The sequence below is a fragment of the Amycolatopsis plumensis genome, from assembly GCF_042652605.1.
Lineage (GTDB): Bacteria > Actinomycetota > Actinomycetes > Mycobacteriales > Pseudonocardiaceae > Amycolatopsis > Amycolatopsis plumensis.
This window is the reverse complement of record NZ_JBHSJY010000001.1, coordinates 6,392,091-6,416,123: the sequence shown is the minus strand read 5'-3', so window position 1 is coordinate 6,416,123 and position 24,033 is coordinate 6,392,091. Positions and strand designations below refer to the sequence as shown.

Annotated in this window: 5 protein-coding genes; all 5 read right to left on the bottom strand. The window is 74.4% G+C overall.

Annotated features, from left to right (window positions below):
- Nucleotides 1–4: 4 nt before the first annotated feature.
- Complete coding sequence (locus ACFPLC_RS31155) at nucleotides 5–1,210, bottom strand: cytochrome P450 (protein ID WP_378189988.1); 1,206 nt, start codon at nucleotides 1,208–1,210, stop codon at nucleotides 5–7.
- The gene (locus tag ACFPLC_RS31150) at nucleotides 1,207–2,457 is read right to left on the bottom strand and encodes an MFS transporter (protein ID WP_378189985.1); all 1,251 of its coding nucleotides are present in this window, start codon (nucleotides 2,455–2,457) and stop codon (nucleotides 1,207–1,209) included. The genes ACFPLC_RS31155 and ACFPLC_RS31150 overlap by 4 nt, the downstream gene beginning before the upstream one ends.
- Nucleotides 2,454–22,259, bottom strand: a complete 19,806-nt coding sequence (locus ACFPLC_RS31145; RefSeq protein WP_378189982.1) for a non-ribosomal peptide synthase/polyketide synthase — start codon at nucleotides 22,257–22,259, stop codon at nucleotides 2,454–2,456. Before ACFPLC_RS31145 ends, ACFPLC_RS31150 begins: the two co-directional genes overlap by 4 nt.
- A 104-nt stretch (nucleotides 22,260–22,363) precedes the next feature.
- A complete protein-coding gene (locus ACFPLC_RS31140; protein ID WP_378189979.1) occupies nucleotides 22,364–23,719 on the bottom strand; it encodes a serine hydrolase domain-containing protein in 1,356 nt (451 codons plus the stop codon).
- A gap of 73 nt (nucleotides 23,720–23,792) precedes the next feature.
- The gene (locus ACFPLC_RS31135; RefSeq protein WP_091309248.1) at nucleotides 23,793–24,017 is read right to left on the bottom strand and encodes an MbtH family protein; all 225 of its coding nucleotides are present in this window, start codon (nucleotides 24,015–24,017) and stop codon (nucleotides 23,793–23,795) included.
- Nucleotides 24,018–24,033: the final 16 nt, after the last annotated feature.

Genomic DNA, 24,033 nt, shown 5'->3' with positions numbered 1-24,033 from the left:
CCGGTCAGGCCCGCTCGACGTCCAGCGGCAGGTGCCGGACGCTCACGATCACCGACGGGTTCTGGAACACCACCGGCGCGTCCGTGGCGACCGCCAGGTCCCGGTAGCGCTCGAACAGCACCTCGAACGCGACCCGCCCCTCCAGCCGCGCCAGGGGCGCGCCGAAGCAGAAGTGGATGCCGTGGCCGAAGGTCAGGTGCGGGTTCGGGGAGCGCGCCGGGTCGAACGCGTCCGGCCGGTCGAAGAACGCCGGGTCCCGGTTGGCCGCGGCCAGGTCCGCCATCACGATCGAGTTCTCCGGGATGCGGTGCCCGCCCAGCTCGATCTCGTGCGTCGTGCGGCGGCCCAGCTCGGGGAACGGCGGCAGCATCCGGAGCACTTCCTCCAGCGCCGCCGGCAAGCCCGACGGCGAAGAGCGCAGCGCGGCCGCCGCGGCCGGGTTGCGGTCGAACGTCACCACCGCGTTGCCCAGCAGCGCGGTCGTCGTGATGTGGCCGGCGATCAGCAGCAGCGCGACGAACCCCACGATCTCCTGGTCCTCGAGGCGCTCGCCGTTGAACTCCGCCTCGACCAGCCTGCTCGTCAGGCCCGGGCCGGGGTGGGCGCGGTGGTGGCGGATGTGATCGAGGATGTAGGCGTTCATCTCGCGGATGGTCGGGGCGATCGCGTCCAGCGCGCGCTGGATGTCGTCCATGTCGGCCGACTCGCCCAGCTGGTCGCCGCTGAAGAGCACCTGCGCCCAGCGGGTGAACAGCGGGCGGTCCGCCACCGGGACGCCGAGCAGCTCCGCGATCACGATGATCGGCAGCGGGTAGGCCAGCGCGTCGACGACGTCGAAGCGCGACTCGCCGTCGACCTCGTCGAGCAGTTCGCCGGCGATGGCCCGGATCCGCGGCTCGAGGCCGGCCACCACGCGCGGGGTGAACGCCTGGCTGACCAGCGTGCGCAGCTTGCGGTGGTCCGGCGGGTCCATCCCGACGAAGTTGCCCTTGCGGAAGGTCTCGAAGTCCTCCTGGACCGGCGTGAGCCCGCTGAAGTCCGACGAGAACGCCGCCGGGTCGGACAGCACCCGCGAGACGCCCGGGTGGTCGAGCACCCGCCACAGCCCCCGCTCTTCGTCGTGGTGCACCGGGCCGCGCTCGCGCAGCGCCGCCGAGCGCGCCAGCAGCTCTTCGAAGGCGAACGAGACGCCGGATTCCTGGGTGGTCATGAGGTTTTCTCCTCGGTCGTCGGCTCGGGTTCGGGGACGAGGGTGTCGGCGCGGGGGAACCGGCGCAGCGTCGGGCTGACCGTGACGACCAGCGTCACCAGGGCGATCCCGGCGGCGCACAGCAGCACGGCGTTCGTGCCGGGGAACGTCTGCACCACCAGGCCGCCGAAGGCAGGCCCGGTCGCCGCGGAGACGCCGCCGATCACGCCCATCACGCTGGTCAGCCGCCCGCGCAGCCGGTCGGGGGTGAGCAGCAGCTGGTAGGTCCCGATCGTCGTGTTGGCGGTCGGCGGGAGCAGGGCCATGGCGACGAACAGCGCGCCCAGCAGGTAGCCGTCGTGGATCACGGCCGCGAGCGGGGTCAGCAGGGTCAGCACCCAGAACACGCTCATGATCGACACGTACGGGCTGAGCCGCCGCTGCAGGTAGGGCGCGATCAGCGAGCCCACCACGCCGCCGACGCCGAGCATCGCGGCCATCACGCCGATCTCGCCCGAGGTGACGCCGCGCTCCTTGGCCAGCACGATGATGACGATGTAGTAGGCGCTGAAGAAGAAGTTCAGGCTCACCGCGCAGGCCACCGTGACGCGCACGTGCCGTTCGCTCCACACCCAGCGCAGCCCTTCGGCCATTTCCCGGCCGAGGTGCCCGCCCGCCGGCGCGGCGGCCTCGCGGCGCGGCGCCCGGACGAAGGTCAGCGCGACCAGCGAGATCAGGTGGACGAGCACGTCGAAGGCGAACGGGACGGCCCGCCCGAGGCCGTAGAGGAACCCGCCGACCGCGGTCCCCGACAGCTGGCCGAGCGCGCCGCGCGCGGAGTTCATCGCCACCGCCGTCGGCAGCTGGGCCGGCGGCACGACGCCGGCCAGCATCGCGCCTTCGGCCGGGCCGAACAGCGACCGGCAGCAGCCCATCACCGCCGCGACCGCGACGAGGTGGGGCACGCCCACGGCGTCCCACCAGATCGCCGCGGCCAGGCTGCCCACCGCCAGCGCGTACACCGCCTCGCAGCCGAGCAGGATCTTCTTGCGGTCCCACCGGTCCGCCAGCGCGCCCGCCGGCAGGCCCGCGACGAGCTGGGCCATCGCGTCGACGCCGAGCACCAGCCCGGACAGCGCCGGCGAGCCGGTCACCGCCAGCACCAGCAGCGGCAACGCGATCATCGACGCGCTGAACCCGGCCTCCGACAGCGCCTGGCTGCCCCACAGCAGCTGGTAGTTGCGGTTCCGGGACAGCCGCGTGGTCACCGCCGCTCCTTCCGCCGGGCCGGGGCCGAGCTGTCGGCGGCGATCCGGCGCAGCGCGGCCGCGAAGTCGCCGGCCAGCGCTTCGGCGGTCCGCCGGTCGTGGCGGCCGGGCTGGTAGATCAGCGAGAACACCAGTTCGCCGTCCTGGACCGCGCCGACGAGGTCGAGCAGGTGCGGGCGGTGTTCGGCCGGGTCGTGGTCGCGGCCGAGCGAACCCCGGACGGCGGCGTAGAGGCTCTCGGACGTCGTCGCCGCGCCGGAACCGTCCCACTGGCCGAGGTAGTTGAACGAGATCTGCGGGTTCTGAACGGCGAGCCGCTCGCGGACGTCCGGGTCGCCGAGGTGGCGGAGGGCGCCGTAGCCGAACCCGTTGCCGGGCACCGCCCGCAGCTGCTTGCGGACGGACTTGACGAGCGTCCGCCAGTCGCTGTCCTCAATGGACAGTGCCACCGGGAACAGCGTGGTGAACCAGCCGACCGTCCGGTTGAGGTCGACGTCGTCGAGGACGTCCTCGCGGCCGTGGCCTTCCAGCGCGATCGACACGTCCGGACGGCCGGTCCACCGGGCCAGCGCCCAGGCCAGCGCGGTGAGCAGGACGTCGTTGACGCGCGTGCGGTAGGCCGCGGGCGCCGACCGCAGCAGGGCGTCGGTGTCGTCGGCGGAGAGCGCCACGGTGACCTCCGCCGTGCCGGTGTCGTCGCCGTCGTGGTCCACCGGCAGCGCGGCCGAGGGGGGCAGGCCGGTCCAGTAGGCCAGTTCGTCGTCGAAGCCACCGGCCCGGACGTGGTCGCGCAGGCGGTGCGCCCAGTCCCGGAACGACGTCGTCCGCGGGCCGAGGTCGACCGGGAGGTCCCGGGCGGCCTGGCGGTAGGCGGTGTCGAGGTCGTCGAGCAGGATGCGCCACGACACGGCGTCGACCACGACGTGGTGCGCGGCCAGGAACAGCCGCGGCCGCCACGCCGGATCGGCGGTGACCAGGACGGCGGCCAGCAGCGGACCGCGGGTGAGGTCGAACCCGGCGTGGACGTCGTCGGCGATCCGCTCCAGCGCGGCAGCCCGCTCGGCCTCGGGGACGGCGGTCAGGTCCTCGTGGCGCAGTGCGGGTACCGGCTCGACGTCGGCGTTGTGCTGGTGCCAGCCCGTTTCGGTGTGGCTGAAGCGCATCCGCAGCGCGTCGTGGTGGGTCCACACCGCGGCCAGGGCGCGCCGGAGGGCGGCGGCGTCGAAGCCGTCGGCGAGCTCGACCAGCATCGACTGGTTGAAGTGGTGCGGGTTGACGGTGTGGGTGGCGAAGAACCAGTCCTGGATCGGGGTGAGCGGCACCGGCCCGACGACCGGGCCGTCCACCTCGGTCCGTTCGGCCACCACCCCGGCTTCGGGAGCGAGCGCGGCGACGGTCTGGTGCAGGAAGATGTCCTTGGTGGACACCTGGAGCCCGGCCTGCCGGGCCCGGGAGACGACCTGCATGCTGAGGATGGAATCGCCGCCCAGCTCGAAGAAGTTGTCGGCGGTGCCGACCCGGTCGAGGCCGAGGACCTGCGCCCAGATCTCGCAGAGCACCCGTTCGGCCGGGGTCACCGGCTCGACGTGGTGGGCGGCGGGCTCGGCCGCGGCGGCGACCACCGGCAGCGCGCGGCGGTCGACCTTGCCGCTCGGGCTGATCGGCAGAGCCGGGAGCTCCAGGATGGCCGAGGGGACGAGGTGGCCGGGCAACGACCGGGCGAGGAATTCCCGCAGCTCGGCCGGGCTGACCGGGCCGTTCGCCGGCGCGTTCTCCGGGGAACGGTCACCGTCTGCCGTCCCCGGCGGTCGTGAGTGGGAAACAGTGTTAGAACACTGTTTCTCACTCACGACCTGCTGCGGCAGATCCGGCTCCGGCGCGGCGACGAAGCACGCGACCAGGCGTTTGTGGCCCGACTCGTCCTGCTGGACCGCGGCCACGGCGGCCGCCACCCCGGGGTGGCGGGTCAGCGCCGCCTCGACTTCGCCGAGTTCGATGCGGAAGCCGCGGACCTTGACCTGGTCGTCGGCCCGGCCGGTGAACTCCAGCTGCCCCGCGGCGGTCCACCGGACGACGTCGCCGGTGCGGTACATCCGCTCCCCCGGCGCGCCGAACGGGTTGGCGGTGAACCGGTCGGCGGTCAGGCCCGGCCGGTCGAGGTAGCCGCGGGCCAGGCTCGGCCCGGCGACGTACAGTTCGCCGGCCACGCCGACCGGCACCGGCTGGAGCGCGGCGTCGAGCACGTAGGCACGGGTGTTCGGGATGGGCCGTCCGATCGGGGGCGGGCTGCCCGGGACCAGCGGCTCGCTCCAGGTCGCGACGATCGTCGACTCGGTGGGGCCGTAGGCGTTGATCATCCGCCGCCCGGGCGCCCACCGGTCGACGAGCTCGGCCGGGCAGGCGTCCCCGCCGACGACGAGCGTGCGCAGGTCCGGCAGGTCGGTCGCCGGGACGGTGGCCAGCGCGGCGGGCGGGATCAGCGTGTGGCTGATCCGGTGGGTGGCGAGGAACTCGGCGAGGGGTTCGCCGAGCAGTGGTTCGGGCGGCACCACGACGAGCGCGGCGCCGGAGGGCAGGGCCAGGCAGAGTTCGAGGATCGAGGCATCGAAGCTCGGCGAGGAGTAGGCGAGGACGCGGTCGCCTTCGCCGACCCGGAGGTGCTCGGCCTCGGCGGCGGCGAAGGACGCCAGCCCGGCGTGCGTGACGACCACGCCCTTGGGGCGCCCGGTGGAGCCGGAGGTGTAGATGACGTAGGCGGGGTGCTCGGGCCGGACGGCCACCGCGGCTGCGGGCTCAGCCGCCACGGTCACCGGCTCGGCGGCGGCCCGTCCGGCCTCGAACAGCGCCGGGTCGTCGAGGGCCAGCACTTCCACCCCTTCGGGCACCGGCGGTGCCAGTCCCTCCAACGTGAGCACCAGCGCCGGGCGCGCGTCTGCGAGCATGAACGTGATGCGCTCGATCGGGTAAGTCGGGTCCACCGGGACGAACGCGCCGCCGGCCTTCCACACCGCCAGCTGCGCCACCACGATCTCCACCGACCGCGGCAGGGCCAGCGCCACGATGCGCTCCGGCCCGATCCCGTACCCGGCCAGCACCGACGCCAGCCGCGAAGCGCGCGCCTCCAGCTCGGCGTACGTCAGGGACTCGCTTCCGATCACCGCCAATGCTTCCGGGGTCCGCCGGGCGCGGGCCGAGATCAGCGCAGGCAGCGTCAGCGGCTCCACCGGAACCGCCGTGTCGTTCCACGTCTCCAGCACCAGTTCGCGCTCGGCCGGGCCGATCAGCGGCAGCCGCGCCACCGGCCGGTCCGGGTCGGCGGCGACGCCCTCCAGCAGCACGCCCAGGTGGGAGGCCAAGCGCTCGATCGTGGCCGCGTCGAACAGGTCCGTGTTGTACGTCAGCGCGGCCCGCAGCACGTCGCCGTCCGGCTGGAACTCCAGGGTGAGGTCGAAGTTCGCCGCGGTCGCGGGCTGGGCGAGCTCCTCGGTTTCCAGGCCCGGCAGCCGGGTCGTCTCGCGGGGGCTGTTCTGCAGCACCACCATGACCTGGAACAGCGGTGTCCGGCTCGGGTCGCGGCCCGGCTGCACCGCGTCGACGACCCGGTCGAACGGGAGGTCCTGGTGGTCGAACGCCGCCCGCACGCCCGCCGCGACTTCGTCGAGGAACGCGGTGAAAGCCAGCGAAGGGCGGACCTGCGAGCGCAGCACCAGCGTGTTGACGAAGAACCCGACCAGCCCCTCGAGCTCGGGCCGCTCCCGGCCGGAGGTGACCGTGCCGACGGCGACGTCGTCCTGGCCGGCCCACCGGCCGAGCAGCACCTGGCACGCCGCGACGAGCGTCGTGAACAAGGTCGCCGAACGCTGCCGGCTCACCTGCTCGAGCCGCGCGGTCACCGCCGCCGGGACGACGATCTCGTGCGTCGCGCCGCGGGTGGTGCGCACCGGCGGGCGGGGCCGGTCGGTGGGCAGCTCCAGCGGAGTCAGGCCGCGCAGGCGCTCGGTCCAGTAGTCGACCTGGCCGGCCAGGACGCGCTCGGCGAGCCGGCCGCGTTGCCAGGCCGCGAAGTCCGCGTACTGCACCGGCAGCGGCGGGAGGTCCGCCGGTTCGCCGCGCAGCGCGGCCGCGTAGAACGCGCCGACCTCCTCGGCGATCAGGCCGTTCGACCAGCCGTCGGTGACGATGTGGTGCACCGCGACCGTGAGCACGTGCTCCCGCGGCGCGAGCCGGATCAGCTTCGCCCGCAGCAGCGGCCCTTCACTCAGGTCGAAGGGCTGTTCGCCGTCGGCACGCAGGATTTCCGCGAGCTCTTCCTCGCGAGCGTCGACGACCGGCAGCGGCACCTCGTGGGGCGGGTGCACGAACTGGACGCCGTGGCCGTCGGCCGAGCCGAACGTCGTCCGCAGCGGCTCGTGGCGGGCGACCAGCGCGGTGAAGGCCCCGGCGAGCGCGTCGACGTCCAGCTCGCCGCGCAGCCGCACGGCGGAGCTGGTGACGTACTCGGTGCCGCCCGGGTCGAACTCGTCGAGGAACCACAGCCGCTGCTGGGCGAAGGACTGCGGCAGCTCGCCGTCGCGCGGCACGGCCGGGATCGGGTCGGCTGCGGTGGCCCCGACGGTTTCGATCGCGGCGGCCAGCCGGGAGACCGTGGGGTGCGCGAACACGGCCCGCGGCGACAGCGAAACGCCGCATTCGGCCAGCAGCCGCGACACCAGCCGGATGCTGAGGATCGAGTCACCGCCGAGCTCGAAGAAGTTGTCCTGTGCCCCGACCCGCTCGACGCCGAGCAGCCGCTGCCAGATCCCGGCCACGGCGCGCTGGGTCGCGGTGGACGGCTCGGTGTAGGGCCGCTGCGACACCACCGGGCCGTCCGGTGCGGGCAGCGCCCGGCGGTCGACCTTCCCGTTGCGGTTCAACGGAAGCGCGGCCAGCACGAGCACCGCGGCGGGCACCATGTACTCGGGCAGCGTCGCGGCGGCGTGCGCCCGCAGCTCGTCCGGATCCGCGGGGTGATCGAGGACGACGTGCGCGAGCAGCCGCCGCGTGCCGGAGGCGTCGGTGTGGATGCTCGCGACCGCCTGCGCGACCGCCGGGTGGGCGGCCAGCACGGCCTCGACCTCGGCGAGCTCGATCCGGAACCCGCGCAGCTTGACCTGGTCGTCGGACCGGCCGAGGAAGACGAGCTCGCCGTCGGGTCCGCGGCGGACGACGTCGCCGGTGCGGTACATCCGCTCCCCCGGCGCGCCGAACGGGTCGGGGACGAACCGCTCGGCGGTCAGGCCGGGCCGGCCGAGGTAGCCGCGGGCCAGGCCCGCGCCGGCCAGGCACAGTTCGCCGGGCGCGCCGGCGGGCAGCGGACGCAGCTCGGCGTCCAGCACGTACGCGCGCATGCCGTCCAGCGGCCGGCCGATCGGGACCGGTTCGGGCACGGCCTCCCCGGCCATCCGGAACGACGTGGCGAAGGTGGTGGTTTCGGTGGGGCCGTAGCCGTCGACCACGACGAGGCCGGAGCACGCGGCCTGGACCGTCCGCACCACGGCGGGCGGGACGACGTCGCCGCCGGTCCACACCTCCCGCAGGCCGCGCAGGCCGTCCGGCGCGTCCTGGGCGAGCAGCCGGAAGAGCCCGGCGGTCAGCCACGCCGACGTCACGCCGTGCGCGGAAACCGCGCGTCGCAACGACTCGACGGTCAGGTCGGGCCCGTCGGGCAGGACCGTCGCACCGCCGCTCAGCAGCGGCACCCACAGCTCGTAGGTGGACGCGTCGAAGGCCAGCGGCGAGTGCGCGAGCACCCGGGTGTGGGCGCCGCCCGCGAACCGGCCGTCCTGGGCCAGCGCGGTGATGTCGCGGTGGCGCACGGCGACGCCCTTCGGCACCCCGGTGGAACCCGAGGTGTACATGACGTAGGCGAGGTTCTCGGGCCCCACGCGGGGATCGGGCGCAGTGGCGGACCGTTGTTCGCCGACGGTCAGCACCGGTCCACTGTGGACGGCTTCGGCGGTCGGCACCCAGGTGTCGCCGGACACCACGGCCGACACCCCGGCTTCGGCGAGCACCGCGCGCAGCCGCTCGTGCGGTGCCCGGGTGTCCAGGGGCACGTAGGCCGCACCGGCCTTGAGCACGGCGAGTTCGGCGACGACGTGGTCGACCGAGGGTTCGAGCAGCAGCCCGATCCGGTCCTCGACGGTGACGCCCAGCCCGGCCAGCCGTCCGGCCAGGTGGTTGGCCCGCTCGTCGAGTTCGCGATAGGTGAGGGTCCGGTCGGTGGCGAGCACGGCGGGGGCGTCCGGGTGGCGGGCGACCTGGTCGGCGAAGAGTACCGGCACGGTGGACGGCGTCCCGGCGGCACCCGGGCCGTGGGCGTCGGCGAGCACCCGGGCCCGTTCGGCCGCGTCGACCCACGGCACCCGGGCCAGGGGCCGGTCCGGGTCCGCGGTGACGGCGTCGAGCAGCGACACCAGGCGGCCGGTCAGCGCCGTGACGGTGCCGGCGTCGAACAGCGCCGGGTCGTAGGCGAGGTCGAGCGCGAGGCCGTCGTCGAGGGAGGCGCGCAGGCACAGCGGGAAGTTCGTGGCGTCCGCCGAAGCGACCTCGACGACCCGGGGCGCGCCCGCGGTGGCGGGCTCGCTGATCGGGTAGTTCTCGAAGACGACCATGCTGTCGAACAGGTTCTGCCCGGCGGGGACGTCGCTGAGCGGGCGCAGCCGGGCCAGCGACACGAAGTCGTGGTCGCGGGCCTCGCTCTGCGCCGCCTGCAGCCGCCCGAGCCAGCGGGCGACCGGCAGCGCGGCGTCGACGCGGACGCGGGTGGGGATGGTGTTGATGAACAACCCGATCATGGTCTCGACGCCGGCCAGATCGGCCGGGCGGCCGGAAACCGTGGTGCCGAAGACGACGTCGCGGTCGCCGGAGAGCATGGCCAGCAGCAGCGCCCAGCCGCCCTGCACGACGGTGTTGACGGTCAGGCCGTGGGTCCTGGCGAACTCCCGCAGCCGCAGCGTCGCGGCCGCCGGCAGCTCGACCCGGATCGAATCGGTGGAACGGGACTGGTGCGCTTCGGACGGCGGGCGGTCATACGGCAACGCGGTCGGCGCGTCGAAGCCGGCCAGGGTGTCCGCCCAGAACCGGTCGGCGGCGGCCTGGTCGCGGTCCGCCAGCCAGGCGAGGTAGTCGCGGTACGGGCGCCGGGTGACCAGGGCGGGCCGGACACCGGCGGTCGCGGCGGCGTACTCCTCGCACGCCTCGGCGAAGACCTGGGCGGAGCTCCAGCCGTCGAACAGCACGTGGTGGGACGTCCAGATCAGGTCGACCTCGTCGCCGGGGAGGGCGCCGATGGTCAGCCGGGTCAGCGGGGCCCGGGTCAGGTCGAACGGAACGGCGCGGTCGGCCGCGAGGGCGTCCGCCAGCGCGGCTTCCCGGTCCGCCGGGCCGAGATCGCGCCAGTCGTGGTGGGTGACCGGCAGGGTCGCGGCCCGGTCCACCACCTGCACCGGCTCTTCGACGCCGGTCCAGACGAGCCGGGTGCGCAGCACCGGGGTCCGGTCGACGACCCGCTGCCAGGCGGCGGCGAGCGCGGCGGGGTCGGCGACACCCGCGAGCCGGATGCGGACCTGCTCGAAGTAGGCCGGGGAGCCGTCGTCGACCAGGGTGTGGAACACCATCCCGGCCTGCAGCGGGGTGAGCGGGTAGACGTCCTCGACCGCGCGGCCGTCACCGGCCACGGTGTCCAGTTCGGCCGCGCTCAGCCGGGCCAGGGGGAAGTCCGACGGCGTGCGGCCGCCGGCGTCCGGGGCGGCGCAGTGCGCGACGATCTCGCGCAGCGCCGTCAGGACCTGCTCGGCGAGCCCGCGCACGGTGTCCTCGCGGTGCACGCCGGGCGCGTAGGTCCACGCCAGTTCGAGGGCACCGTCGTCGACGATGCCGACGACGTCCACCAGCGCGGTGCGCGGCCGCGCCGGGTCGACGTCGGCGCCGAGGTCGCCGCCCCAGCCCCGGTACAGGCCGTCGGCGTCGCCGCCGGCGGTCCACTGTCCGTGGTAGTTCAGGGAAATCTGCGGCACCGGGTCGCCGGGCCGCCGCAGCGCGCCGTAGCCGAGCCCCTTGCCGGGGATGGCCCGCAGCTGTTCCTTGACGGCTTTCAGGGTCGATCCCCAGTCTTCGGCGGCGGGGAGGGTGAGCGCGACCGGGTACTCGGCGGTGAACCAGCCGACCGTGCGGGAGAGGTCGAGGTCGGCGAAGATCTCCTCGCGGCCGTGCCCTTCCAGGGAGACCAGGACGCGGTCGCGGCCGGTCCAGCGGGCCAGTACCCGGCCGAGCGCGCTGAGCAGGACGTCGTTGATCTGCGTGCGGTAGACCTCGGGGACTTCGTGCAGCAGGGCACCGGTGGTTTCGGTGTCCAGGCGGACGGTGACCGTGCGGGCGCTGCCGGCGGTGTTCTCCCCCGCCGCGTCCACCGGCAGGTCCGGGACGACGCCGTCGAGCGTTTCGGTCCAGTACGGCAGCTCGGCGTCGAACGCGTGCCCCGCGAGGCGGTCCGCCCAGCGGAGGAAGCTCACCGGGGCCGGCCCGAGGTCGATCGGCCGGCCCGCGATCACCTGGCGGTAGGCGGTTTCCAGGTCGTCGAACAGGATGCGCCACGAGACGCCGTCGACCACCAGGTGGTGAACGACCAGCAGCAGCCGGGGTGCCTGCCCGGGCGCGGTGATCAGCGCGGCCTGGACCAGCGGGCCGCCCTCGACCCGCAGGGCGGCGCGCGCTTCGGCCGCGACAGTGCTGATGTCCACAGTGTCTACCTCGGACACGTGCCGCAGGGCCGGGATCTCCGCGTCCGGCCGGAACTCCTGCCGCCACCCGTCGCCGGTGCGGCTGAACCGGGTGCGCAGGGCGTCGTGCCGGGCCAGCACCGCCCCCAGCGCGGTTTCGAGGGCGGCGAGGTCGACGTCCGGGTCGAGCTCGGCGAGCGTGGACATCGTGAAGTGGTCGTGGTGGCCCGTTTCGAAGAACCACCGCTGGATCGGCGTGAGCGGGGCCGCGCCGGTGAACCCGGCTTCGGGCTCGGCGGCGGCTTCGGCGCCCGCGACGAGCGCGAGCTCGGCGATGTTCTGGTGGCGGAAGACGTCCCGGGAGGTCAGCCGCAGGCCGCGGCGCCGGGCCCGGGAGACGACCTGGATGCTGAGGATGGAATCCCCGCCGAGGGCGAAGAAGTTGTCGTCCACCCCGGGCTCCGCGACGCCGAGGACGTCGGCCCAGATCTCCGCCAGCAGCCGTTCGGTCTCCGTCCGCGGCGCGGTCCGGCCCGCGGCCGGGGCCGGGTGGACGGCGGGCGCGGGCAGCGCCCGGCGGTCGACCTTGCCGCTGGTGGCCAGCGGCAGCCGGGCCAGCGGCACGAACACCGACGGCACCAGGTGCTCGGGCAGCGTCTCCTTGAGCGCCGTCCGCAGGCGCGCCGGGTCGGCCGGTGCGCCGTTCGCGGGGACGACGTAGGCGACCAGCCGGGCGTGGCCGTCGTCGTGGCGGGCGACGACGACGGTGTCGGCGACCTCGGGCAGCGCGCGCAGCGCCGCCTCGACCTCGCCGGGCTCGATCCGGAAACCGCGGATCTTGACCTGGTCGTCGGCGCGGCCGAGGTACTCCAGGTGCCCGTCGGCGGTCCAGCGGGTGCGGTCGCCGGTGGCGTACATCCGGCTGCCGGGCGGCCCGAACGGGTTGGCGCGGAAGCGATCCGCGGTCAGCCCGGGCCGGCCGAGGTAGCCGCGGGCCAGCTGGACGCCGGCCAGGTGCAGTTCGCCGGGGACGCCGACCGGGGCCGGGCGCAGCCGGTCGTCGAGCACGTAGGCCCGCACGTTCCCGGTGGGACGGCCGATCACTTCGCGGCCGGTCTCGCCGATCCGGCAGAGTGTCGCGTCGACCGTGCACTCGGTCGGGCCGTAGAGGTTGAACGCGGTGGCGCCGTCGAGGTCGCTCAGGTCGCGCCACAAGGCCTCGCCGACGGCCTCCCCGCCGACCAGGAGCACGGGCGGGCAGTGTCCCGCTTCCAGCAGGTGCCGGACGAACGACGGCGTCGAGTTGACCAGATCGATCCCGTGCTCGGCGACGTACCCGGCGAGCAGGGCCGGGTCGAGCCGGGTGTCGCCGTCGATGACGTGCAGTTCGTGCCCGGCCGTGAGCATCAACAGCACGGTTTCCCAGGACGCGTCGAAGGAGAACGCGGCGGTCAGCGCCACCCGCAGCCGGTCCTTCCCGGCCGCGGCGGTGAACTGCTCCGCGTGGTCGACGGCGAAGTTGGCCAGCGCGCGGTGGGTGACCAGCACCCCCTTCGGCGTTCCGGTGGAGCCGGAGGTGTAGATCGCGTAGGCCGCGTGGTCCGGCGCGGGCCGGTCGTCGAGATTCGTGTCCGCCTCCTCGCCGGCAACGGGTTCGGTGATCACGAGGGCCGGACGCGCGTCGGCCAGCAGCGCCTCCCGCCGCCGTTCGGGCAGCTCGGGGTCCAGGGGCAGGTGGACGGCACCGGCCTTGAGGACGGCGAGGATCGTGACCACGAGTTCGGCCGAGCGGGGCAGGGCGACGGCGACCAGGCGCTCGGGCCCGGCACCCCGGCCGACGAGGACGCGGGCGATCCGGTTGGCCCGCGCGTTCAGCTCGGCGAAGCTCACCGTCGTGTCGCCGTCGACCACCGCCGTCGCGTCCGGCGTCCGGGCCGCCTGGGCCTCGAACAGCTCGACGACGGTGCGCTCCGGCACCGGCCGGTCGGTCGCGTTCCAAGTTCGGACGACGAGGTCGTGTTCGGCCGCGGGCAGCGGCAGGGTGTCGACGGGCCGGCCGGGCTCGGCCACGACCGCGGTGAGCAGGACAGTGAGCTGCTCGGCGAACCGGGTCATAGTCGCCGCGTCGAACAGGTCGGTGTTGTAGTTCAGCAGCCCCCGCAGCCCGTCCGGGCGTTCCTCGAACTCGACGCTCAGGTCGAAGCCGGCGGTGGTCATCGGCAGCGTCAGCTCGCCGGCGGTGAGCCCGGCGAGGGCGGGCAGCCGGGTGCCCGCGTTCTGCAGCGTGACGAGCACCTCGAACAGCGGGGTGCGGCTGGGGTCGCGGTCCGGGCTGAGCTCGTCGACGATCCGCTCGAACGGCACGTCCTGGTGGGCGAACGCGTCCAGGACCGTCCGGCGGACGGCGCCGAGCATTTCGCCGAAACCACGGCTGCCGTCCACAGAGGACCGCAGGACGACGGTGTTGACGAAGAGCCCCACCAGGTCCTGGACCTCCGGGTGGTCGCGACCGGAGGTGACCGTGCCGACGGCGACGTCGTCCTGGCCGGACCAGCGCCGCAGCACCAGCTGGCAGGCGGCGACGAGCGCGGTGAACAGGGTCGTGTCGCGGTCCCGGCTCAGCCGACGCAGCCCGGCGAGGGCCTCGGCGCCGAGGGTGAACTCGTGCTCGGCGCCGTTCGACGTCCGGATGGCCGGGCGCGGCCGGTCGGTCGGCAGGTCCAGCGGGCGCAGGCCGTCGAGTTCGCGCCGCCAGAAGCCGAGTTGCTCGTCGAGGAAGTCGCCGGTGAGCCGCTCACGCTGCCAGGCGGCGAAGTCCGCGTACTGGATCGGCAACGCGGGGAGTTCGGCCCGTTCGTCGCCGTAGAGGGTGGCCAGCTCGCCGATCAGGACGCCCATCGACCAGCCGTCGGTGATGATGTGGTGCAGGGACAGCACGAGCGCGTGGTCGTCCGGGCCGAGGCGGACGAGCCGGGCCCGCAGCAGCGGGCCGCGGGCGAGGTCGAACGGCCGGGCGAGGTCGTCGGCCAGCAGCTGCCGCAAACCGTCCTCATCGGACACTTCGGTGACGGGCAGCGCGAGCCGCCACGGCTCCCCGACGACCTGGCGGGGACGCCCGTCGACGGCCGGGAACGTGGTGCGCAGCGACTCGTGGCGGGCGATCAGCGTGGTGAGCGCCCGGGCGAGGGCGTCCGATCGCAGGTCGCCGCGCAGCCGCACGCCGAAGACCGTGACGTGGTCGGTGCTGCCGGGGGCGAACTCGTCGAGGAACCACAGGCGCTGCTGGGCGAAGGACAGCGGCAGCTCGCCGGCCCGGTCCACCGGGGTGATCGCGGCGGACAGCGGGGCGGCGGACGCGGCGGGCAGCGCGGCGGCCAGCGCGGCCACCGTCGGGTGGTCGAACACCGTCCGCGGGGACACCTCGACGCCGAAGGCCTCGCGCAGTGCGGAGGTGAACCGGATGCTGAGGATGGAATCCCCGCCGAGGGTGAAGAAGTTGCCGTCGGCTCCGACGCGCTCCAGGCCGAGCGTGGCGGCCAGCACCCTTGCAACCGTGCGCTCGGTTTCGGTGCGGGGTTCGACGAACGCGGTGTCTTCGGTGGCCGCCGCGGCGGGGGCCGGAAGCGCCCGCCGGTCGAGTTTCCCGTTGCGGGTCAACGGGAGGTCGCCGAGCGTGACGAACGCCGAGGGGACCATGTAGTCCGGCAGGGACCGGCCGAGGTGCTCGCGCAGCCGGGCCGCGCTCGGCGGCGCGTCCGGCGTCGCGGGGACGACGTAGGCGACCAGGCGCTTGCGGCCGGGCTCGTCCTCACGGGCCAGCACCGCCGCCGAGCCGACGTCCGGCAGGGCGAGCAGGGTGGCCTCGATCTCGCCCGGTTCGATCCGGAAGCCGCGGATCTTCACCTGCTGGTCGGCGCGGCCGTGGTAGCGCAGGCCGCCGTCGCGGGTACGGGACACCCGGTCTCCCGACCGGTACATCCGGGACCCCGGCGCACCGAACGGGTCGGCGACGAACCGGGCCGCGGTCAGCCCGGGACGGCCGAGGTAGCCGCGGGCCAGGCCGTCACCGGCGACGTAGAGCTCGGCGGGCACCCCGGCCGGGACCGGGTTCAGGTCCGCGTCGAGGACGTACGCGCGCAGGTCGGGCAGGGCGGTGCCGATGCCGCCCGGAGTGTCCTCATCGGACTCCAGGTCGTGTTCGGTGACGTGCACGGTGGTTTCGGTGATGCCGTACATGTTCACCAGCCGCGGCGCGCGGTCGCCGTGGCGGGCGAACCAGCCGGCCAGCCGGCGCGTGTCGAGGGCCTCGCCGCCGAAGATCACGTACCGCAGCGCGAGCCGGGCGCCGGGCTCGTCTTCGTCGGCCCGGACGAGCTGGTAGAACGCCGACGGCGTCTGGTTGAGCACGGTGACCCGCTCGTCGGCCAGCAGGCGCAGGAACTCCCGCGGCGAGCGGGACACCGCGTGCGGCACGACGACGAGCCGGCCGCCGTGCAGCAGCGGACCCCAGATCTCCCACACGGAGAAGTCGAACGCGTAGGAGTGGAACAGCGTCCAGACGTCGTCGCTCCCGAACCCGAAGCGGGTGGTCGCGGCGAACAGCCGGGTGACGTTGCGGTGCGGGATCATCACGCCCTTGGGCAGCCCGGTCGAGCCGGAGGTGTAGATGACGTAGGCGGGGTGGTCCGGCGTGCACCGCTGCGGCGGGTCGGTGTCCGGGCCCTCGGCCACGTCGACGTCTTCGGGCGCGAGAACGGCGACGGGATCGGTGTCGGCGAGCATCCGGTCGACGCGTTCGGCCGGGGTGGCCGGGTCGATCGGCAGGTAGGCGGCTCCGGCCTTGAGCACGGCGAGGATCGCGACCACCTGCTCCGCCGAACGCGGCAGGCGCAGCGCGACGAACCGTTCCGGCCCGGCGCCGAGCGCGATCAGCCGGTGCGCCAGGCGGTTCGCCCGCGCGTTCAGCTCGGCGTAGGTGAAGTGGGTGCCGTCCGCGGTGAGGGCGACGGCGTCCGGGCGGGCGGCCACCTGGGCGGCGAACAGCTCGGTGATGGCCGGCGCGGGCAGTGACACGGCTTCGGCCGCGGCCAGCCGCGCGCGCTCGGCGGCCGGCAGCCAGGGCAGCCGGGCGATCGGGCGGTCCGGGTCCTCGGCCATGCCCAGCAGCAGGGTTTCCAGGCGGGCCGCCATCGCCGCGGCGGTCTCCTCGTCGAACAGCGCCGGGTCGGTGCCGAGCTCGAAGCCCAGCCGCCGGTCGGCATAGGCGCGCAGGGTGACCGGGAACGTCGTGGCGTCGAGCGCGGTCACTTCGCGCAGGGTGACGCCCGCCTGGGCGGCGGCGTTCTCGTCGAAGGGGTAGTTCTCGAAGGCGACCATGCTGTCGAACAGGTTCTCCCCCGGCGGAACGTCGCTGAGCGCGCGCAGTTTCCCGAGGGCGAGGAAGTCGTAGCGGCGGGCCTGGTTCTGCTCGTCCTGCAGCCGCTGCAGCCACGGCAGCAGCGCTTGGCCGGTGTCGACCTGCACGCGCGTCGGGACGGTGTTGATGAACATCCCGATCATGTTCTCCACGCCCGGCAGGTCGTCGGGGCGGCCGGAGACGGTGGTGCCGAACACGACGTCGGATTCGCCGCTGTGGTGGGCCAGCAGCAGCGCCCACGCGCCCTGCACGAGGGTGTTGACGGTCAGGCCGTGCCGCCGGGCGACCTCCCGCAGCCGGTCGGTGTCCTCAGTGGACAAACTGGTCCGTACCGTCCGCGACGAGCGGGTCCGGTGCGCGCTCGCCGGCGGCCGGTCCCAGGGCAGCGGGGTCGGGGCGGCGAAGCCGGAAAGCACGTCCGCCCAATGATTTTCGGCCGCCGAGACGTCCTGGGCGGCGAGCCAGCCGAGGTAGTCGCGGAACGGCCGGTGGGCCGGTACGCGCGGGACCCGGTGTTCGGTGATCGCGGCGTACTGCTCGCACACCTCGGTGAAGATCTGCGCGAGGCTCCAGCCGTCGAGGACGATGTGGTGGGAGGTCCACATCAGCAGCACGCGGTCGTGGGTCAGCGCGACGATGGCCAGCCGCATCAGCGGCGCGGTGGTGAGGTCCAGGCCCGTGGTGGCGTCTTCGGCCGAGAGCCGGTCCAGCTGCTCGGCCTGCTCGGCTTCGGAGAGCCCGCGCCAGTCGTGGCGGGCGATCGGCACGACCGCCCGGTGCCGCACGACCTGCAGGGGTTCCTCGACGCCCTCCCAGACCAGTTCGGTGCGCAGGACCGGAGTCCGGTCGGCGACCTGCTGCCAGGCCTGCGCGAACGCGTCGGGGTCGCGGACGCCGTCCAGCAGCATCCGGGCCTGGTCGACGTAGGCGTCGGCGGTGGGGTCGAGCAGGCTGTGGAACAGCATGCCCGCCTGCAGCGGGGTCAGCGGGTAGACGTCGTCGACCTCGCGGCCGTCGCCGACCAGCCGGTCCACTCCGGCCTGGTCGAGGTGGGCCAGCGGGAAGTCCGACGGCGTGCGCCCGCCGCTGCCGGGCCGCGCGCAGTGGGCGACGATCTCCCGCAGGCCGGTCAGCATCGCCTCGGCCAGCTCGCGGACGGTGCGCTCGTCGTTGACCTGGTCGGAGTAGGACCACGTCAGCGACAGCACGCCGGACTCGACGACGCCGGTGACGTCCAGCTGGTAGGTGCTCGCCTCGTCCGGGGCGATTTCCGCACCCGGGCTGTCGTGCCGTCCGCGGAACAGCCCGTCCGCGCCGGCCTGGGCGTCCCAGCGGCCGTGGTAGTTGAAGCAGATCTGCGGCAGCGGGAAGGCCTGCAGGGCGTGCCCGGGTGCGCCGGGCGCGCCGAGGTACCGCAGGGCCTCGTAGCTCAGGCCCCGGCGCGGGACAGCCCGCAGCTGCTCCTTGACCGCCTTCAGGGTGGCCCCCCAGTCCCCCGACGGCGGCAGGTCGAGCGCCACCGGGAACTGCGTGGTGAACCAGCCGACCGTGCGCGAGAGGTCGACGCCGTCGAGGACGTCCTCACGGCCGTGTCCCTCCAGCGCGATCAGCACGCCGTCGTCCCGCGTGCGGTCGGCCAGCGCCCGGCCGAGCGCGCTCAGCAGCACGTCGTTGACCTGGGTCCGGTAGACCGCGGGGACGCGGTGCAGCAGCGCGTCGGTGTCTTCGGCGCCGAGCGTCACGGTCAGCGTGCGCGTGGAGCCGGTGGTGCCCGCGCCCGCGTGGTCGGCCGCCAGCGCCGCCGGGACCCGGCGGGCCACCCGCGTCCAGTGCTCGAGGTCGTCGTCGAAGCCCCCGGACCGGACGTGCTGCTCCAGCAGGTGCGCCCACTGGGTGAACGGCGTGGCGGTGGCCGCGAGCCGGACCGGCGCGCCGGCGACGACCTGCCCGTAGGCGGTTTCGAGGTCGCCGAGCAGCAGCCGCAGCGAAACGCCGTCGGCCACCAGGTGGTGCACGGCCAGGAACAGCAGCGGCGGCCGGGTGCCGCGGGCGAGCAGCACCGCGCCGGCGAGGATGCCGGTGGCGAGGTCGAGGCTGGCGCGCACCTGCGCGGCCGCGGCCTCGAGGCCGGCGCGCTGCCCGGCGTCGCCCAGCGAGGAGAAGTCCCGGAACCGCAGGAGCCCGGACGGTGGCGTGGGGACGACTTCCTGCCGCCACTGCCCGTCGACGGTGAAGAAGCGGGTGCGCAGGGCGTCGTGGTGGGCGACGACCGCGTCGAGGGCGGTCCGGAGCGCCTGCTGGTCGACGTCGGCAGGCAGTTCCAGCAGCTGGGACATGGTGAAGTGGGCCAGCGGCCCGTGGGTGTCGAAGAACCAGTGCTGGATCGGGGTGAGCGGCGCCGGTCCGGTGACCGGCCCGGCCGCCGGTGTGTGCACCGCCGCCGTCTGCACGGCGGTGGCGAGCCCGGCGATGGTCTGGTGCAGGAAGATGTCCCGCGAGGTGAGCCGCAGGCCGGCCTGCCGGGCCTGGGCGACCACCTGGATGGACAGGATCGAGTCGCCGCCGAGGCCGAAGAAGTTGTCCTCGACGCCGATGCGGTCGTTGCCGAGCACCTCGGACCAGATGGCCACCAGCTGGTGCTCGACGGCGGTGCGCGCGGGCACGTAGGCCTGGCCGCCGTCCGCCGGGGCGTCGGGTGCGGGCAGGGCCCGGCGGTCGACCTTGCCCTGCGGCGTCAGCGGAATCGCGTCGATCGGGACGAACGCCGAGGGCACCAGGTAGTCGGGCAGGGTGGCCCGCAGGCCGGCCCGCAGGGCGTCCGGCGTGACGTCTCCGGCCCCGACGACGTAGGCGACCAGCCGGGCGTGGCCCTCTTCGGGCCGGGTGGCCACGACGACGGCCGCGGTGACGCCGGGCAGGCGCACCAGCGCCGCCTCGACCTCGCCGGGCTCGACCCGGAAGCCGCGGATCTTCACCTGGTCGTCGAGCCGGCCCAGGTACTCCAGCTGCCCGTCGGCGGTCCAGCGGGCCCGGTCGCCGGTGCGGTACATCCGCTCGCCGGGCGCGCCGAACGGATTCGCGACGAAGCTGCCCGCCGTCCGGCCCGGGCGGCCGAGGTAGCCGCGCGCGAGCTGCGCCCCGGCGAGGCACAGCTCGCCCGGCACGCCGGTGGGTACCGGCCGCAGGTCCTGGTCGACGACGTAGGCGCGGGTGTTGGCCAGTGGGCGGCCCAGGACCGGGCGGGCCGTGGCGCCGACCCGGCACGAGACCGCGTCCACGGTGTACTCGGTGGGGCCGTAGAAGTTGTGCGCCACGGTCACTTCGGCCGCGGCCAGCTCCCGCCAGAGCGTTTCGTCGAGGGCTTCGCCGCCGAGCATGAGGATCTTCGGCCGGTGCCGCGGGTCGGTCAGCAGCCCGGCGGGGATCAGCCGGCGCAGGTAGGTCGGGGTGAGGTCGAGGAAGTCGATCCGGCGCTCGGCGATGTGGTCGACGAGAGCGTGGGCGTCGAGCCGGACGTCGTCGCCGATGAGGTGCAGCTCGTGGCCGTCGGCCATGAGCAGCGGGCCTTCCAGTGACGTGTCGAACGACAGGGTCGCGGTCAGCGCCACCCGCAGCCGCCGCCCGGGCGGGGCGAAGTCGTGACGGTGGTTGACGAGCAGGTTGGTGAGGTTGCGGTGCGGGACCGCCACGCCCTTCGGCCGCCCGGTCGACCCGGAGGTGTAGATGACGTAGGCCGTGTTGTCCGGCCGCAGCGGCGCGATCCGGTCGGCGTCGGTGAGGTCGGTGCCCGGGTGGTCCTGGTTCGCCGCGGCGATGTCCGCCGGGCCGAGCACCAGTTCGGCGCCGGAGTCGCGCAGCAGCAGCTCTTTCCGCTCGGCGGGCAGGGCGGGGTCGATCGGCAGGTAGACCGCCCCCGCCTTCAGGACCGCCAGGAAGGCCACGATCGCGTCGGCGGTGCGCGGCAGGGCGAGGGCCACCACCCGCTCCGGGCCCGCGCCCAGCGTGACCAGGTGGCGGGCCAGCCGGTTCGCCATCGCGTTGAGCTCGGCGAAGCTCAGCGCGATGTCCCCCGCGACGAGCGCGGTTTCGTCCGGGCTGCGCTGGGCCTGCGACTCGAACAGCTCGGTGAGCGTCGCCTCCGGAACGTCCAGCGCGGTGTCGTTCCACTCGGTGAGCAGCCGGGTCTCCTCGCCGCCGGTGAGCAGCGGCAGCTCACCGACCGGCCGCCGCGCGTCGGCGGCGATCGCGGTCAGCAGCACGGTGAGGTGCTCGCCCAGCGCGACGGCGGTCCGCTCGTCGAAGAGGTCGGTGTTGTACTCCAGGGAGCCTTCGAGGGCATCCCCGGACGGCTGGAACTCGACGGTGAGGTCGAAGTTGGCCGCGCGGCGGGCGACCTCGACCGGCTCGGCCCTCAGCCCGGCGAAGTCCGCCTGCCCGGCCTGGCTCCCGTGCAGCAGCACCATCGCGTCGAACAACGGGGTGCGGCTGGCGTCGCGCTCGAGCCGCAGCGCCTCGACCAGCTTTTCGAACGGCGCTTCGGCGTGTTCGAAGGACTCCAGCACCGTCGTGCGGACGGCGTCGAGGAACGTCCCGAACGGCGCGGACCGGTCCACTGTGGACCGGATGACGACGGTGTCGACGAAGAAGCCGACCGTCCGCTGCAGTTCGGGCCGGTTCCGGCCGGATACCACGGTCCCGACGGCGATGTCGGTGCGGCCGGTGTAGCGGGCGAAGAGCACCTGGCAAGCTGCGACCAGCACGGTGTACAGCGTGGTGTCGTGGACCCGGGCCAGCTCGGCCAGCCCGGCGGCGACCTCGGCCGGGACGCCGAAGTGGTGCACGGCACCGGCCGTCGTGCGCACGGCCGGCCGGGGCCGGTCGGACGGCAGGTCCAGGGGTTCGACGCCGGCCAGCTGGGTCGTCCAGTAGGCGAGGTGCCGGTCGAGGGCGGGCCCGGCGAGGCGGTTCCGCTGCCACACGGCGAAATCGGCGTACTGGACCGCCGGTTCGGGCAGCTCGGCGGGTTCGCCGCGGACGGCGGCCGCGTACAGCGCGCCGAGCTCGCCGACCAGGATGCCCATCGACTCGCCGTCGGTGACGACGTGGTGGGCGGTGATCAGCAGGACGTGGTGCTCCTCGGCCACGCGCACCAGCAACAGCCGCACCAGCGGGCCGCGGCGGAGGTCGAACGACCGGCCGTACTCCGCCTCCAGGACCTCGTCCAGGTCGGCCGGGCGCAGCGCGGGATCGGCGGTGAGGTCGACCGTCCGCACCGGGACCTCCGGAGCGTCGTGGATGACCTGCACCGGGCTGCCGCCGGTGTCGTCGATGGTCGTGCGCAGGGCTTCGTGGCGCGCCACCAGCCGGGCGAGCGCGCCGGTGAGCGCGCCGGTGTCGAGCGGGCCGGTCAGCCGCAGCGCCACCGCGCTGTTGTACTCCGCGTCCCCCGGGCGGAACTCGTCGAGGAACCACAGGCGCTGCTGGGCGAACGACAGGGGCAGGGCGTTCTCCCGCGGCGCCCGGCCGATCACGTCGGACCGCTCCGCCCGCCCGGCCAGCCGGCGCTTGAGCGTCTCCCGCAGGTCCGCGGGCAGCGCGTCGATGCGGCTCTTCCTCGAGGTGGTCATCGCTTTCGTTTCCTCACAACGCAGTTCGGGTGGTCCGGGGTCGTGAGTGGTAAGGCGGGTTAGAACCCGCCTTACCACTCACGACGGGCCGCGGGAGAAGCGGTTCAGGAGGCGCGGAGACGGCGCCGGGCGACGCGGCCGCCGGCCTGCATGGCGCTGACGGTGCCGGTGGCCGGGTCGGTCAGGAAGCGGCCGCCGATGATCCGGCGGCCGGTGCCGGGTTCGCGGACCGAGAAGGCCCCGTCGCGCAGCAGCGCCAGCTCGGGGTAGACCTCGCCGTCGACGACCAGGACCGCGTCCCCGTCCGCGCGGACGTCCACCTGGTACTCGAGGTCGCCGTTGGTGTAGCGGCCGGTCAGGTCGGCGGCCGGGCGGGCGGCCCGGTCCAGGTCGCGGGGCAGCTCGTAGTCGCCGACCGGGAGGCCGTCGGCCCGCAGGGCCGCGACCAGGTCCGTCCACAGCGCCGAACCGGTGCTGCCGTTGGTGGTGAGCGCGACGACCCGGCCGTGCGAGGCGTCGATCCGCAGGTGGCAGGAGGTGCCGTCGGCGGTGCCGTCGTGGCCGGCCCAGTCCGCGTCGGCGCCCCGGTAGCCGGCCAGGCCGAGCCCCCAGGCGTCGGCCAGCCCGAACGGCTCCGCCCCCGGCACCGGGCGGCGCATGAGCTCGGCCAGGTCCGCCGGCAGCGGGCCGTCGCCGCCGCAGAACATGCGGCCGAAGGCGGCGAGGTCCCCGGCGCTCAGCGCGAGCGCCCCGGCGGCGGCCTCGGCCGGGGTGAGGGTTTGGGCGACCGGCCGGGCGCGGCCGCTCGCCGCGTGCACGGCGTGCCCGCTGACGTGGGTTCCGGTCCGGCGCCGCGCGCCCGGCTCCACGACGAACGCGGCGTCGATGCCGAGCTCGTCGAGCAGCAGGCTCTCCATCGCTTCCCACCAGCTCATCCCGGTGATGGCCTCGACAAGGTAGCCGGTGAGCACGTACCCGACGTTGGAGTAGGAGAAGCCCAGCCCGGGCGGCTGGACGAGCCCGGCGTCGCGGCAGGCCCGCAGGTACCGCCGGGCCGAGCCGGCCCCGTCCGCGGCGGCGCCGAGCGCGGCCGGCAGCCCGCCGGTGTGGCTGAGCACCTGCCCGACGGTCGGTCTGCCGACCTGGGGGCCGAGGCCATCGAGGTGTTCGCCCAGCGGATCGTCCGGGTCCAGGTCGCCGTCGGCGACCAGCAGCATCGCCAGCGCCGCGGTGAACGCCTTCGTGATGGAGCCGGCCGGGAACTTCGCCTCGGCGGTGATCTCACCGGCCGTGGCCGACGCCGTCCGGCCGCCGTCGGTGACGACGAGCTGGGCGGCCGGGACGCCGTGCTTGTGGGCGAGACCCGTGAGCAGCCGCTGCAGCCGCCCGTCGGCCGCGGACCGCGGATCGCGGACCGGAACCTCGAGGGAGGACTGGGAGAGCGTCGTGGGAGAGGGCATGAGGTGGGGACCTTCCGCGTCGTTCGGTGGGGCAGCCGGTCGTGAGTGGAAAGGCGGGTTCTAACCCGCTTTTTCACTCACGACGCGCCGCGGCGGGCTCGGCGTCGGCGGCCATCTGCCGCTGCAGGCTCAGGGGTCGCATGTCCGTCCACACCTCGTCGACGTGGTCCATGCACTCCTGGCGGCCGCCGCGGAAGCCGTCGGCGCGCCAGCCCGCGGGTACCTCGTTGGCCACCGGCCACAGCGAGTACTGGCCTTCGTCGTTCACGAGTACCTGGAATTCGGCGTCGTCCTGCATGGGGTGTTCACCTTTC